Annotated in this window: 14 protein-coding genes; 8 read left to right on the forward strand and 6 right to left on the reverse strand. The window is 72.3% G+C overall.

What is annotated here, in order from left to right; translation table 11 throughout:
- The first annotated feature begins 99 nt into the window (after window positions 1–99).
- Window positions 100–891, forward strand: coding sequence for a L,D-transpeptidase family protein (locus GH747_RS07730; RefSeq protein WP_163695392.1), 792 nt, complete (start codon window positions 100–102; stop codon window positions 889–891).
- 25 nt (window positions 892–916) lie between these two features.
- Window positions 917–1,393 carry a YbaK/EbsC family protein gene (locus GH747_RS07735; protein ID WP_149769006.1) on the forward strand — a complete coding sequence of 159 codons (477 nt, stop codon included), beginning with the start codon at window positions 917–919 and terminating at the stop codon, window positions 1,391–1,393.
- A 148-nt stretch (window positions 1,394–1,541) separates the two neighbouring features.
- Here the strand turns inward: GH747_RS07735 and GH747_RS07740 are convergent, their stop codons facing one another.
- On the reverse strand, window positions 1,542–2,558 hold the full coding sequence (locus GH747_RS07740) for an LLM class flavin-dependent oxidoreductase (RefSeq protein WP_228552824.1): 1,017 nt from the start codon (window positions 2,556–2,558) through the stop codon (window positions 1,542–1,544).
- 62 nt (window positions 2,559–2,620) lie between these two features.
- Here GH747_RS07740 and GH747_RS07745 point away from each other — a divergent pair, with 62 nt between their 5' ends.
- Window positions 2,621–3,904: a phytoene desaturase family protein gene (locus GH747_RS07745; RefSeq protein WP_149769007.1), complete on the forward strand. Its 1,284-nt coding sequence runs from the start codon at window positions 2,621–2,623 to the stop codon at window positions 3,902–3,904.
- A 7-nt stretch (window positions 3,905–3,911) separates the two neighbouring features.
- On the opposite strand, the gene GH747_RS07750 is transcribed toward GH747_RS07745, so the two are convergent.
- Window positions 3,912–4,214, reverse strand: coding sequence for a hypothetical protein (locus GH747_RS07750; RefSeq protein ID WP_149769008.1), 303 nt, complete (start codon window positions 4,212–4,214; stop codon window positions 3,912–3,914).
- A gap of 63 nt (window positions 4,215–4,277) precedes the next feature.
- Window positions 4,278–5,165, reverse strand: coding sequence for a methylenetetrahydrofolate reductase [NAD(P)H] (gene metF, locus GH747_RS07755; protein WP_149769009.1), 888 nt, complete (start codon window positions 5,163–5,165; stop codon window positions 4,278–4,280).
- A 74-nt stretch (window positions 5,166–5,239) separates the two neighbouring features.
- Between metF and GH747_RS07760 the strand changes: the two genes are divergently transcribed.
- Window positions 5,240–6,295 (forward strand): polyprenyl synthetase family protein, encoded by a 1,056-nt coding sequence (locus GH747_RS07760; RefSeq protein ID WP_149769010.1) that lies wholly within the window; start codon window positions 5,240–5,242, stop codon window positions 6,293–6,295.
- A 3-nt stretch (window positions 6,296–6,298) separates the two neighbouring features.
- On the opposite strand, the gene GH747_RS07765 is transcribed toward GH747_RS07760, so the two are convergent.
- Complete coding sequence (locus tag GH747_RS07765) at window positions 6,299–6,685, reverse strand: Rv2175c family DNA-binding protein (RefSeq protein ID WP_149769011.1); 387 nt, start codon at window positions 6,683–6,685, stop codon at window positions 6,299–6,301.
- Between the two features lie 138 nt (window positions 6,686–6,823).
- Here GH747_RS07765 and GH747_RS07770 point away from each other — a divergent pair, with 138 nt between their 5' ends.
- Genes GH747_RS07770 through GH747_RS07780 form a run of 3 tightly spaced genes read left to right on the forward strand, consistent with a single transcriptional unit; the run spans window position 6,824 to window position 10,727 of the window.
- The gene (locus GH747_RS07770) at window positions 6,824–8,884 is read left to right on the forward strand and encodes a Stk1 family PASTA domain-containing Ser/Thr kinase (RefSeq protein WP_228552825.1); all 2,061 of its coding nucleotides are present in this window, start codon (window positions 6,824–6,826) and stop codon (window positions 8,882–8,884) included.
- Window positions 8,885–8,922: 38 nt separating this feature from the next.
- On the forward strand, window positions 8,923–9,822 hold the full coding sequence (locus tag GH747_RS07775; protein WP_149769013.1) for a deoxyribonuclease IV: 900 nt from the start codon (window positions 8,923–8,925) through the stop codon (window positions 9,820–9,822).
- Window positions 9,819–10,727, forward strand: a complete 909-nt coding sequence (locus tag GH747_RS07780) for a DMT family transporter (RefSeq protein WP_149769014.1) — start codon at window positions 9,819–9,821, stop codon at window positions 10,725–10,727. Before GH747_RS07775 ends, GH747_RS07780 begins: the two co-directional genes overlap by 4 nt.
- A 25-nt stretch (window positions 10,728–10,752) precedes the next feature.
- Here the strand turns inward: GH747_RS07780 and pdxY are convergent, their stop codons facing one another.
- Window positions 10,753–11,610 carry a pyridoxal kinase PdxY gene (gene pdxY / locus GH747_RS07785; RefSeq protein WP_149769015.1) on the reverse strand — a complete coding sequence of 286 codons (858 nt, stop codon included), beginning with the start codon at window positions 11,608–11,610 and terminating at the stop codon, window positions 10,753–10,755.
- Between the two features lie 35 nt (window positions 11,611–11,645).
- On the opposite strand from pdxY, the gene GH747_RS07790 reads away from it, so the two are divergent.
- Complete coding sequence (locus GH747_RS07790; protein ID WP_149769016.1) at window positions 11,646–12,272, forward strand: flavin reductase family protein; 627 nt, start codon at window positions 11,646–11,648, stop codon at window positions 12,270–12,272.
- Between the two features lie 47 nt (window positions 12,273–12,319).
- Here the strand turns inward: GH747_RS07790 and GH747_RS07795 are convergent, their stop codons facing one another.
- Window positions 12,320–13,654 (reverse strand): class II 3-deoxy-7-phosphoheptulonate synthase, encoded by a 1,335-nt coding sequence (locus GH747_RS07795; RefSeq protein WP_149769017.1) that lies wholly within the window; start codon window positions 13,652–13,654, stop codon window positions 12,320–12,322.
- Window positions 13,655–13,708: the final 54 nt, after the last annotated feature.

Genomic DNA, 13,708 nt, shown 5'->3' on the forward strand with positions numbered 1-13,708 from the left:
CTCCAGTCTAGGCAGGCGCACTCGCGTACGCCACAGCACGGGCTATTGTTTGTCCGCACGGGGCGGCACGCCCCCGATTCCTTACTCGGAAGGACCCGGATGCTTCGCCTCACTGCCCTCGCCAGCTCGGCAGGCCTCGTCCTCGCTGGCGTCGTCGCGATGGGCGGGACGGCATCGGCCGCGCCCGTGCCGACCACGGCCGTCGCCGCTGCCCCGGCAGCCGCCGACTCCGCCCGGGCAGCTGCGGCGAAGACGACCTCGCGGCTCTACCGGGCGCCGACGCGACCGGGCGACCGCGACACCTCGGTCCACTCGATCAAGCACGTGCGCGAGCTCCAGTACCGCCTCCGGTGGGCCGGCGTCTTCAAGGGTTCGGTGAGCGGCACCTACGGCTCGCAGACCAAGAAGGCCGTCAAGAAGTTCCAGAAGCGCCATGGCCTCAAGCGCAGCGGAGTCGCGACCTCGGCCACCTGGAGGGTCCTCCTCGCGAAGACCGTCCGCGGCAAGGCCAAGATGCCGAAGCGCTGCAAGTCCTCGGGCTGGAACGCCTGCTACGACCGCTCGCGCCACCAGGTGGTCCTCTACAAGAGCGGGACCCTCTGGAACACGTGGCTCGTGCGCGGTGGCGCCGCTTCCGCGAAGACCCGCACCGGCAAGTTCTCGGTCTTCTTCCGCAGCAAGAACCACGTCAGCTCGATCTACGAGGCGAAGATGCCGTACGCGCAGTTCTTCTCCGGCGGCCAGGCGCTCCACGCCTCGTACCTGATGATGGACCCGTTCGTCGGCCACAGCCACGGGTGCGTGAACTTCTACATCCCCGACGCCAAGCAGCTGTGGGCGATCACGGCGAGCAAGCCGCTCAAGGTGACGGTCTACGGCGCCTGGGACTGACCTCCCCGCCGAGTACGGTCAGCACGTGGACACCAGCCACCCGAGGATCCAGCAGGTCGTCTCCGCGCTCGCTGAGCACGGGGTCGTCGACGAGGTCGTCCGTGTCCTCCCGGACTCCGCCCGGACGGCTCGTGAGGCTGCCGACGCGCTCGGTGTCGAGGTCGGCGCGATCGCCAACAGCCTCGTCTTCGACGCCGGCGGCGAGCCGGTGCTCGTGCTGACCAGCGGGGCGCACCGCGTGGACACCGAGGCACTGGCTGCTGCGCACGGGTTGCCTCCGCTCGAGCGTGCGCGTCCCGAGACGGTGCGCGCGGCGACCGGTCAGGTGATCGGCGGCGTCGCTCCGGTCGGCCATCCGACACCCTTGAGGACGTTCGTCGACGTCGCCCTGGCCGCCCATGCGGTGGTGTGGGCCGCCGCGGGTCACCCGCACGCGGTCTTCGCGACGTCGTACGCCCAGCTCGTCAGCCTCACGGGAGGCACACCGACCGAGGTCGCCTGACCCAGGACATAGGGCTGCCCGCCCGGCTCGACCCCCGACGCGAGCCGGACGGGCAGCGTCCCCTCCAGTGTGGCCTGCGGCGCGCGCACGCGCCATGAGCGCTCCTACTCAGTTCTGGCTGAGTGTTCCGACCACCGGAACCGGCCTCTCACGCCCCGGCGTACGCGTCGGCGAGGAGCCGGTAGGAGGCGATCCGCTCCTCCGGGTCGTGGATGGTCGTGGTCACGATCAGCTCGTCGGCGTCGGCCTCCTTGCGGCGCCGCTCGAGGTCCTCACGCACCTCCGCAGGCGTCCCCACGCTGGTCATGGCACGCCGCCGCTGGACCAGCTGCCGCTCGGCAGCGGTCCACGGGTACGCCGCCGCCTCCTCCGGCGTCGGGACGGGCCCGGGCCGGTTCTGCATGAGGCGCACCATCACGAGCTCCGCCGCCAGCGCGAGCGCCTCGGCACGTTCGCGGGTCTCGGCGACGATCGCGGCGACGCCCAGCATCACGCGCGGCTCCTGCCACTGCGCGGACGGCGTGAAGGACTCGCGGTAGAGGCGTACGGCCTCGGCCGGGTCGGCCGCGCCGAAGTGCCCGGCGAAGGAGTACGCGGTGCCGAGGGCCCCCGCCGCCGGACCACCGTGCAGGCTCGAGCCGAGGATCCACACCGGCGGCAGGGCGACGTCGGTCGGGATCGCGTGCACCGGCGCGAGCGGGTGGTCCGGGGGAAAGCCGTCGGCGTACGCCCGGAGCTCGGCGTACAGCGCGGGGAACTGGTCGGACGTCACTGCCTCGGCGCTGCGGCGCAACGCGTACGCGGTCAGCTGGTCCGTGCCGGGCGCGCGCCCGAGGCCCAGGTCGATGCGTCCGGGGTGCAGGCCTTCCAGGACGCGGAACCACTCCGCGACCGCGAGCGGCGACCAGTTCGGCAGCATGACGCCGCCGGACCCGACCCGGATCCGCTCGGTGGCGGCCGCGACCGTGGCCATCATCACCGGCGGCGCCGAGCTGGCGACGCTCGGGATCGAGTGGTGCTCGGCCAGCCAGTACCGGTGGTAGCCGATCCGGTCGGCCTCGACCGCCAGCGCCACGGACTCGTGGAGAGCGGACGACGCGGGGCGCCCGGAACCGATCGGAGACAGGTCGAGGACGGACAGGGATGACAGGTCAGGGGTGCTCACACCTGGGCCAACGCCGTCCGCCGCCTGCGTCTTCCCGACAGGGGTGTCGCTAGCCTGGCCGCGTGAGCGATGTGGTGGTGGTCGGCGGCGGCTTCGCAGGCATCTCGGCGGCGGTCCGGATCGCGAAGATGCGGCACCGCGTGGTCCTGCTCGAGGCCGACGACCACGTCGGCGGCCAGCTCAGGCCGTACGAGGTCGACGGCTGGTCGTACGACCACGGCTGGTCCGAGCTGACCCTGCCGGCGACGGTGCGCGACCTCTTCAAGAAGTCGGGCCGGCCGATCGACCGCGTGCTCGAGCTGTCCTCGCTCCCCGTCGCCCGCCGTCACGTGTTCGACCGCGACCTGGCCCTCGACCTCCCGGCCGGTAGCCGCGGCGCGCAGACCGACGCGATCGACGCCGTCCTCGGGAGCGGCACCGGCGCGCGCTGGACGCGGTGGGTCGACGGGTTCGACCCCGTGTGGGAGGTGCTGCGTCGTACCGCGCTCGGCGGTCGTCTCGACGGGCGCTCGTCCTTCGACCGCGACCAGTGGCGCACGCTGCGGCCGCGCGCGTCGCTCGACCGGTCAGCGCGCCGCGGGCTGCGCCACCCCCACCTTCGCTCCATGGTGCTCGACCGGCACCTGCTCGACGGTCAGCAGCCGCGGCTGATGCCGGCGTTCCTCGGCACGTACGACCTGGTGGAGCGGTCGTTCGGCCGCTGGCGGATCGAAGGGGGTACGACCGCGCTCCTCGCCGCGCTCGAGCGCAGGCTCGACGAACGCCGTGTCGACGTACGGCTCGGCGTCCGCGCACGCGATGTCGTCGCCGCCGACGGCGCCGTCACCGGCGTGGTGACCGACACCGGGACAGTCCCTGCCGACGTCGTCGTGTGGGCGGCACCGACCGGGCCCGGCGGGCACGAGGAGACCGACGCGCTTCCCCGTGTCCCGTCAGCGCGCACCTACCTCGGGCTCGGGCCGTACGCGCCGGTGCTCGCGCAGCAGACCGTCGTCCACGGCACTCCCGTCCGCATCATGCCGAGCGCGACGCACACCGGGCCGGGCCAGGCGTGGACCGTCGAGCACACCGGTGCAGAGGATCCGGTCGTGACGATGCGGCGGGCCGGGATCGACGTCGGCGACCACGTCGAGCGACGCGAGGACCTCGGGCCGGGTGACGCCGCGCGCCGGTTCGGCGCGCGCGACGGCTGGCAGTGGTCCGGCTGGCGCACGGCGTTCACGCTGCCGGGCGTCGGCACAGGGCCGGCCGGGCTCCTGCGCGTCGGCGTCAACGCCCACCCGGGACCCTCGACGGAGCTGGTGGCGATGGGAACCGCTGCGGCCGCGGAGACCTTGCGTCCGTGAGACAGGCTCAGTGGTTCAGCGGGCGGGAGGCGGAGCTCCCACGTCGCGGCTCGGAGTGGGACCACTCCTGCCGCAGCCCTCGCAGGATCGACAGGAGGTAGCGGGGGCGCTCGATGCCGTCGTCCTCGACCGTGCACGCGGCCACGCCGAACGCCGCAGCGACCAGGCCGCTCGCCCACCACACGACCACGAGGGCGTCCCCGCGGACTCCCTCGGTGAGGTACAGGTAGGCGCAGCCGACGAACACGGCGGCCCCGATCAGTCCGCCGAGCACCAGCATCCCCCGCTTGCGGTGCTGCTCCCGAGTCACCTCTTCAGGATCGCACCGGACGGGGTCATGCGCCGGAGGTTGTCTCACCCGGCGTGTCGTACGTCACACCCGGGCGACAGCGAGGCTCTCGTAGATGTGGCGCGTCGCGCTCGACCGGTTGAGCGTGTAGAAGTGCAGGCCCGGCGCGCCGCCCTCGAGGAGCGCGTCGCACAGCTCGGTCGCGACCAGCGTGCCCTCGGAGCGCAGGCCGTCCGCGTCGTCGGCCCACGGCTCGAGCCGCGACACCACGGACGCGGGGACCGGGTGGCCGGACAGCTCGGCCATCCGCTTGATCTGAGCGAGGTTGGTGATCGGCATGATCCCGGGCACGACGGGGATGTCGCAGCCACGAGCACGGACCCGGTCGACGAGCGAGAAGTAGTCCTCGGCGAGGAAGAAGAAGTCGGTGACGACGAACTCCGCGCCAGCTCTCGCCTTGGCCACGACCACGTCGGCATCGGCGTCGAGGTCGGGTGCCTCGCGGTGCCCCTTCGGGTAGGCCGCCGCGCCGATGCAGAAGGAACCGAGACCCGACACCAGGGCGACGAGCTCGTCCCCGTGGTCGAGACCACCCGGGTGGGGCGTCCAGGGCGCGCCCGGCCCGCCGACCGGGTCGCCGCGCAGCGCCATGATGTTGCGGACACCGGCGGCCGCGTACTGGCCGAGCACGTTCCGCAGCTCGTCGCGGGTCTGCCCGACGCACGTGAGGTGGCCCATCGGGCGCAGTGTGGTCTCGGTCGCGATCCGCTCGGTGATGCGCACCGTCCGGTCACGCGTCGAGCCACCAGCGCCGTACGTCACCGAGACGAAGGTGGGACGCAGGGTCTCGAGCTGCCGGATCGCCGTCCAGAGGGCGCGCTCACCGGCATCGGTCTTCGGGGGGAAGAACTCGAACGAGAAGCTCGGCGCAGGCGCGGCGATGTCCTCGCTGAGTCGGCGTGGCGTCGACATGGGGCCACTGTAGCGATGCCGGGCGGTCCCTCCGGGGTGCCGGCCGCTTCCTGGGACGTCGGTAGGGTGACGACGTGACTGCCCCTTCGGACTTCGCGACCCGGGTCGGTGCCGACCTCGACGCATTCGTGGCCGCGCAGCGCGAGCGACTCGCTCCCCTCGGCCCCCGTCTCGGTCCGTTCGTGGACGCCGCCACGGCCGCGACGACCGGCGGCAAGCGGCTCCGCGCGGCGTTCTGCCACGCCGGCTGGACCGTCGGCGGCGGATCGGGAGACGACGCGGCCGTGGTCCGCGCGTCCGCCGCACTCGAGCTCCTGCAGGCGAGCGCGCTCGTCCACGACGACGTGGTCGACGCCTCGCTGACCCGTCGCGGCAAGCCCGCCGCGCACGCCGCGTTCGCGATCGCCCACCGGGAGGCGGGCTGGTCGGGTGACCCCGACGCGTACGGCGTGGGTGCGGCGATCCTCCTCGGCGACCTGCTCCTGTCGTGGTCGGACGAGATGTTCCGGACGTCGGGCTTCTCCCCTGACGTCGTCGCGCGTGCCACCCCTTACCTCGACGCCTGCAAGACCGAGGTCGTCTCCGGCCAGTTCCTCGACCTCGTGGGCCAGGCGATCGGCGCGACCTCCGTCGACGAGGCGATGCGGATCGTCCGCTACAAGTCGGCGAAGTACACCGTCGAGCGCCCGCTCCACCTCGGCGCTGCGCTCGCCGGCGCGGGTCCGGAGACCATCGACGCACTCAGTGCGTACGCGCTCCCGGTCGGCGAGGCGTTCCAGCTGCGCGACGACGTGCTGGGGGTCTTCGGGGATCCGGCGGTCACCGGCAAGCCCGCCGGCGACGACCTGCGCGAGGGCAAGAGGACCGTCCTCGTCGCGCACGCCTACTCACGCGCCGACCTCGAGCAGCGCGCTGCTCTCGACCTCGGACTCGGCGACCCCGACCTGACGGCTGCGGCCGTCGACCGGCTCCGCGACGTGATCCGTGACACTGGCGCCCTGGCGCACCTCGAGGACGACATCGCGGCGCTGGAGGACCAGGCCGCGGCCGCGCTCACCCTCGCGCCGCTGGCCCCGTGGGTCGAGGTGCTCTCCGACCTCGCGGCCCGCGCTGTACGCCGCAACGCCTGAGGGTCAGAACGTCAGCGACTGCGCGCGGCGCCGGACCTCGCGCCCGCGCCCCTCGCGGAGCGCGTCCACGGGACGTCCCGGCAGCGTCTCGTCGGCGGTGAAGAGCCAGACGGCTGCCTCGTCGTCGGTGTAGCGCGCGTCTCCCAGCAGGACGAGCGTCCCCCGCAGGCCGTCGACGGGCAGGCCGTCGACGAACAGCAGCGCAGGCACCCGAGGCTGCGATGACGCCGCACTCTTGACGGCGAGCAGGTCGCGCTCGCGCACCTTCTGGCGCACGCGGCTCACGGTCGTGCCGAGCAGCTCCGCCGCCTCGTCGAGCGACAGCCACTCCTCCACGAGGTCGTCGAGCTGCGCTCGGGTCGTCGATGCCGGTGCCGTGTCGTCAGCCATGAGACAAGAGTCCCACGGCCGCGCCGCTCCGCCTCCCTCGGTCGGCACGGACGCTCACCTACACTGATGCGGGGCCGTTCCGCCCGTGCTGGCCTGCCTGCACGGTCGCCGACCCCGACGACGTACGAGGAGGTGACCGTGACGACGCGCGACGACGATCTGGTGGGGCGGGTCCTCGACGGTCGCTACTACCTCCGCAAGATCCTGGCCCGTGGCGGCATGGGCACCGTGTTCCTCGCCACCGACACCCGGCTCGATCGCACGGTCGCCGTCAAGGTCATGCAGGGCGGCGACACCGACATCGACTTCAGCGAGCGCCTGAGCTCCGAGGCACGCGCCGCCGCACGGCTCAGCCACCCGAATGTCGTCGCGGTGTTCGACCAGGGTGACGACGCCGGGGTCCTCTACCTGGTGATGGAGTACGTCCCCGGCCACACCCTGCGCGACGTGATCAGCCGCGAGGCTCCTCTCCCGCCGCGCCGGGTTCTGTCGCTGATCGACCCCCTGCTCGTCGCCCTCTCCGCCGCGCACGACGCCCGGATCATCCACCGCGACATCAAGCCCGAGAACGTCCTCATCACGCCGAGCGGCCAGCTGAAGGTCGCCGACTTCGGTCTCGCCCGCGCGATCACCCCGAACACCCAGGCCACCACCGGCGTGCTCATCGGATCCGTCTCGTACCTCGCGCCCGAGCTCGTCCTCAACGAGGGCGCGGACGCGCGCTGCGACGTGTACGCGGTCGGTGCCGTGATGTTCGAGATGCTGACCGGCCAGAAGCCCCACACGGGCGAGACGCCGATCCAGGTCGCCTACCAGCACGTGCACGCGGACGTGCCCGCGCCGTCGACGCTCGTGACCGGCATCCCGCCCTACGTCGACGCGCTCGTCGCCCGCGCGACCGCCCGCGACCGCGACCAGCGCTCCGCCGACGCCAGGGTCCTCCTGCACCAGGTACGCCGCGTGCGGTCCGCACTCGAGGCTGAGCTCGTCGACGACGTCGACCTCACCCAGGACCTGCAGCTTCACCGCGTCGCTGCGTCGATGGCCGGGCCCGACGGCTGGCCCGCGCCGGAGGGCTGGCCGGAGTCCTGGCCCGACGCCGACGCCACCCCCACGGCGGCCGCCGTGATGGCCGCCCCGTACACCGAGACGGTCCCGGATGACTCCACCGCGCTCTACCGCCCCGGCCCGCCCGAGGCGTACGCCACCGGCTACGAGGCGACGCGCGCCGTCACCCGTGACGCGGCCGGCATCCCTGCCCCGCCGGTCGAGCACACCCGCGCGGGCAACCGTGCGTCCACCCGGTTCGAGGACAAGCACCGGCGGGGCCGGCGGATGCTGATCGCCGTCCTCGTCGTCGCCGTGCTCGCCGCGACCTTCGGCTGGTGGTACGGCGTCGCCCGCTACGACTCCGCTCCCGACCTGCTCGGGATGACGGTCGCCCAGGCCCGTGCCGAGGGTCAGCGCGCGGGCTACTCCGTCGACGACGCCGGCCAGGAGTTCAGCGAGACCGTGCCACGCGGTTCGGTCGTGTCGACCGAACCCGAGCCCGGAGGCCGGATCCTGCCCGAGGGCACGATGGCCCTGACGATCTCCAAGGGCAAGGAGCGCTACGCCGCCCCGGACGTCGAGGGGATGTCCGAGGACGAGGCCGAGGCGGCTCTCGCCGAGGTGAAGGCGATCGTGGGCGACGTGGAGCGCGAGTACAGCGACACCGTCGACACGGGCGACGTCATCTCGGCGTCGCTGCCGGTCGGCCGGATGATCAGGCCCGACACCGAGGTGGACCTGGTCGTCAGCAAGGGGCGCAAGCCCGTGACCGTCAAGGACTACACCGGCAAGTCGCTCGAGACGGCGCAGGCCAAGCTCGACAAGGCCGGCTTCGAGGTCGAGGTCGACCGGGTGTACGACGACGAGGTCCCCAAGGACCAGGTGATGGCGCAGGACCCGGCGAGCGGCACCGCGTACAAGGGCGACACCATCACGCTCACGGTGTCCGACGGGCGGGAGCCGATCGAGGTCCCCGGCGTCGTCGGCAAGAACGTCGATGACGCGCGCGCGATCCTCGAGGCGGCCGGGTTCAAGGTCAAGGTCGAGAAGGAACGCATCCACTTCGGCAGCAACCTCGTGTCGCGCCAGTCACCCGGCGGGGGCGACGAGGCTCCTCCGGGGACCACCATCCTGCTGCGCATCGTCTGACCTCATACCGTCCGGACGGTACGCCGTAGGATGGCGTCGTGCCCTCCCCCTCCGCGCCCGCTCCCGTCACGCACGCCCGGAACCCGATCGGGTCGCACGTCCCGGTCGGCCCCGGGCTCGCCCGCGGCGCCTTCCCGGCGATGCGTCACGTCGGCGCCGACACCCTGCAGGTCTTCGTCGGAAACCCTCGCGGCTGGGCGGCGTCGGCCGGCGACCCCCGCCAGGACGCACAGTTCCGTGAGCGGTGCGAGAGCGAGGGGGTCCCCGCGTTCGTCCACACGCCGTACCTCGTGAACCTCGGCAGCCCCAACCCGACGACGTACGAGAAGTCCGTCGCGACCGTAGCCCACAACCTCGCCCGCGGCGCATCGATCGGTGCCCGCGGCGTCGTGGTGCACACCGGGTCGTGCGTCGACGACGGCGCGTACGACAAGGCGCTCGCGCAGGTCCGCGAAGGGCTGCTCCCGCTGCTGGACGTGCTCCCCGACGACGCGCCGACGCTCCTGCTCGAGCCGACCGCAGGCCAGGGCCGCTCGCTGTGCGCCCGCATCGACGACCTCGCCCCGTACCTCGAGGCGCTCGACCACCACCCGCGGGTCGGCATCTGCCTCGACACGTGCCACGCGTTCGCCGCCGGCGAACCGCTCGACGAGCCGCAGGGCGTCGTCGCGACCCTCGACCGGCTCGTCGAGGTCGCCGGGCCGGACCGGCTCCAGCTCGTCCACGCCAACGACTCCCAGGACGTGCGCGGCAGCTTCAAGGACCGCCACGAGCGGATCGGGCGCGGGCACATCGGCGTCGAGGCGTTCGCGGCGATGTTCCTGCATCCCGCGACGGTGGGGGTGCCGTTCGTGCTCGAGACACCCGGCGCGAGCGACGCGTGGGCCGAGGACATCACGCTGCTGGCGAGCCTGCGGGACCGCGTGGCGGTGTCATGAGCACCGAGACGCCCGCCCCGACCCGCCGGTACGGGCTGCTCGCCGCCGCGGCACTCCTCAGCGTCACCGCGGCCTGGGGATCTACGTTCTTCCTCATCAAGGACCTCGTCGCCGTCGTGCCGCCGCTCGACTTCCTCGCCGTACGGTTCGCCATCGCGGCGGCGGCCCTGTTCCTGATCCGCCCGCGGGCCGTGCTCGCGCTCCCGAGGGCCAGTCTCGTCCGGGGAGCCGTGCTCGGGCTCGTGTACGGCGGAGCGCAGATCCTCCAGACGGTCGGCCTCGCCCACACCGACGCGAGCGTGTCCGGGTTCGTCACCGGGATGTACGTCGTCTTCACCCCGATCCTCGCCGCGCTCGTCCTCCGGCAACGCATCGGAGCCCCGGTCTGGATCGCGGTGGCGGTCGCGACCGTAGGCCTCGCCTTCCTGTCGCTCGACGGGCTCGCCATCGGCTTCGGCGAAGGCATCACCCTGCTGTCGGCGGTCCTCTACGCCCTGCACATCGTGATGCTCAGCGCGTGGACGTCGGCCCGCGAGGCGTACGCGCTGTCGGTCGTCCAGATGGCCGTCATCTCGCTGATGTGCCTCGTGCTGACCGCTCCGAACGGGCTCACGCTGCCGCAGACCGGCGGGCAGTGGACCAGCATGATCTACATGGCGCTCGTCGCCGGCGCGTTCGCGATGCTCGCCCAGACCTGGGCGCAGGCGCACCTGCCGGCGACGCGAGCGGCGATCATCATGTCGATGGAGCCGGTGTTCGCCGCCGCGTTCGCGATCGGGTTCACCGACGAGACGCTGACGACGCGGACGCTCGTCGGCGGCACGATGGTGCTGGCCGCGATGCTCCTCGCCGAGGCGGCGCCGCGCCGTCACATCGAGGCCGAGGTCCCGCACCTCTCCCAGTAGCCGGGCCGGCTCCTGGGTCGCCGGATCAGCGGAGGCGGTCGACCGCGAACTCGAGCGGAGGGTTGGCGATGACGTCCTGCGCGGCGACGACCTCCATCTCGCCGGAACCCGTACGGCGCGTGTGGTCGAGGATCCCGAAGATCGACGACGCGACCTTCGCCAGCGCATCGGGGACGTCCATCCCGGACTGCAGCAGCCGGCCGAGGAACATCGAGGTGGTCGCGTCCCCGGAGCCGGCGACCACGTTCATCTCGAGCTTCGGTGTCGTCACGACGTACGCGCCGGTGTCGTCGGCGGCGACCATGGAGATGGTCTCGTCGCTCGGATCGAGCACCTCGACCGACGTCACGAGGACGATCCGCGGCCCGCGGGCCCGCAGCGTGTCGACAGCCTCGAGCAGCTCCTCGAGCGAACCGACGGCCGATCCGGTGAGCAGCTCGAGCTCGAACTGGTTGGGGGTGGTGATGTCGGCGGCAGGGATGATGCGGTCGCGCATGAGCTCCGCGATCCCGGGGCGCACGTAGACACCCCGGCCACGGTCGCCGATCACCGGGTCCGCGCAGTAGACCGCGCGTGAGTTCGACGCCTTCACCTTCGCGACCGCGTCCAGGATCACCTCCGCGATCTCCGGCGCTCCCTGGTAGCCGGAGAGCACCGCGTCGAGGTTCGGGAAAACGCCCCGCTCCCCCACACCCGTGATGACGTCGGCCACCTGCGCCGCCTCGAAGACGGTGCCGCGCCACACGCCGTACCCGGAGTGGTTCGAGAACGCGACCGTGTTCACCGGCCACGTGTCGACGCCGAGGCGCTGGAGCGGGAAGACGGCCGAGCTGTTGCCGGCGTGGCCGTACGCGACGGAGGACTGGATCGAGAGCACCTGCACGCTGCTCAGCGTACGACCTCGCGTAGGTTCGCCACGTGCCGACCGACACCGACAGCCACTTCTACGAGCCCCGCGAGGGCCACGACCTGCCGCACGACCCGTTCAACGCGATCGTCGCACCCCGACCGATCGGATGGGTCTCGACCCGCAGCGCCGACGGGGTCGTGAACCTGGCGCCGTACAGCTTCTTCAACGCCTTCGCCTACTCGCCGCCGATCATCGGGTTCGCGAGCACCAGCCCCAAGGACAGCGTCACGAACGCCGAGTCGACGGGCGCGTTCTGCTGGAACCTCGTCACCGAGGACCTCGCCGAGGCCATGAACGCCACCTCCGCGGTCGTTCCCGCCGACGTCGACGAGTTCGAGCTCGGCGGCCTCACGCCGGTGCCGGGCCGCGTCGTGGACGTCCCGTACGTCGCGGAGAGCCCGGTCGCGTTCGAGTGCCGGACGTCGCAGGTGATCCGCCTCAGCGCCGCCGACGGTACGCCGGCACAGAGCTGGCTCACGCTCGGCGAGGTCGTCGGCGTGCACATCGCGCGTGACCTGCTGGTCGACGGCGTGTACGACACCGCGGCGGCGCGACCGCTGCTGCGCGGGGGCGGCCCGACGGCGTACTTCGGGATCCGGCCCGAGCACCGCGTCGACCTGCGCCGCCCGCGCTGAACGCTCGCCGCCCGCGCTGAATGCTCGACGCGCGGGCTGACCGGCGACTAGCGCTGGCGCAGCATCTCCGCGACGAGGAACGCGAGCTCCAGCGACTGCGCGCGGTTGAGGCGCGGGTCGCACAACGTCTCGTAGCGGTGCGCGAGGTCCGCCGCCGACAGCTTGCTGCCGCCGCCGACGCACTCGGTGACGTCGTCGCCGGTCAGCTCGACGTGCACGCCGCCCGGCCACGTGCCGAGCGAGCGGTGCACCTCGAAGAAGCCGCGAACCTCGTCGATGACGTCGTCGAACTCGCGCGTCTTGTAGCCGTTGTCGGTCGCGAACGTGTTGCCGTGCATCGGATCGGTGATCCACGCGACCGATACGCCGGCCGCGGTGACCTTCTCGACGAGCTCGGGCAGCAGGTCGCGGATCTTGTCAGCACCGAAGCGCGTCACGAACGTCAGCTTGCCGGGGGTGTTGTCCGGGTTGAGCTTGCGGGCGTACGCCAGCGCGTCGTCGGGCGTCGTCGTCGGACCGAGCTTGATGCCGACCGGGTTCGCGATGCGGCTCAGCAGCTCCACGTGGGCGCCGCCGAGCTGCCGGGTGCGCTCGCCGATCCAGAGGAAGTGGCTGGAGACGTCGTACAGGCTGCCGGTGCGCGAGTCGACGCGCGTCAGCGCCTGCTCGTACTCGAGCAGCAGTGCCTCGTGCGACGAGTAGAAGTCGACGGTGTGGAACTCGTCGGGGTCGATGCCGATCGCGTCCATGAACGCCAGCGCCTTGTCGATCTCGGCGCCGACCGACTCGTACTGCGCGCCGACCGGGCTGTTGCGGACGAAGTCGGAGTTCCAGGCGTGCATCTTGCGGAGATCGGCGTAGCCGCCCTGCGTGAAGGCGCGCGCGAGGTTCAGGGTTGCCGCGGACGCGTGGTAGACCTCGAGCAGCCGCTGCGGGTCGTGCGCCCGGGACTCAGGGGTGAAGTCGAAGCCGTTGACGGCGTCGCCTCGGTACGCCGGGAGCGTCACGCCGTCGCGCGTCTCGGTGTCGCTGGAGCGCGGCTTCGCGTACTGGCCGGCGATGCGACCGATCTTGACGACGGGCACGCTGGCCGCGTAGGTCAGGACGACGGCCATCGACAGCAGCACGCGCAGCTTGTTGCGGATGTTGTCGGCGTTGACGCCGTCGAACGTCTCCGCGCAGTCGCCGCCCTGGAGGACGAACGCCTCACCCCGGGCCACCGCGCCGAGCTTCTCGCGCAGTTGGTCGGCCTCCCCCGCGAACACGAGCGGCGGCATCTGGCGCAGTCGCGTCACAGCGGCGTCGCGCGCGGCAAGGTTGGTGTACGTCGGCTGCTGCGCGGCACCGAGCGCGCGCAGCTCCTCGAGGGTCGGGATGCTCACCGTCCCAGGGTACGCCGGGGGTTGCTGCCGCCCGCGCCGTGCCCGTTCGGCGGA

Origin of the sequence: Mumia xiangluensis (assembly GCF_010994095.1) — a bacterium.
GTDB lineage: Bacteria > Actinomycetota > Actinomycetes > Propionibacteriales > Nocardioidaceae > Mumia > Mumia xiangluensis.

Bases quoted from the DNA above. Each gene is read 5' to 3' on its own strand.
- GH747_RS07730 (WP_163695392.1), top strand. From the start codon at position 100: ATGCTTCGCCTCACTGCCCTCGCCAGCTCGGCAGGCCTCGTCCTCGCT.
- metF (WP_149769009.1), bottom strand. From the start codon at position 5,165: ATGTCGACGCCACGCCGACTCAGCGAGGACATCGCCGCGCCTGCGCCG.
- GH747_RS07765 (WP_149769011.1), bottom strand. From the start codon at position 6,685: ATGGCTGACGACACGGCACCGGCATCGACGACCCGAGCGCAGCTCGAC.
- GH747_RS07780 (WP_149769014.1), top strand. From the start codon at position 9,819: ATGAGCACCGAGACGCCCGCCCCGACCCGCCGGTACGGGCTGCTCGCC.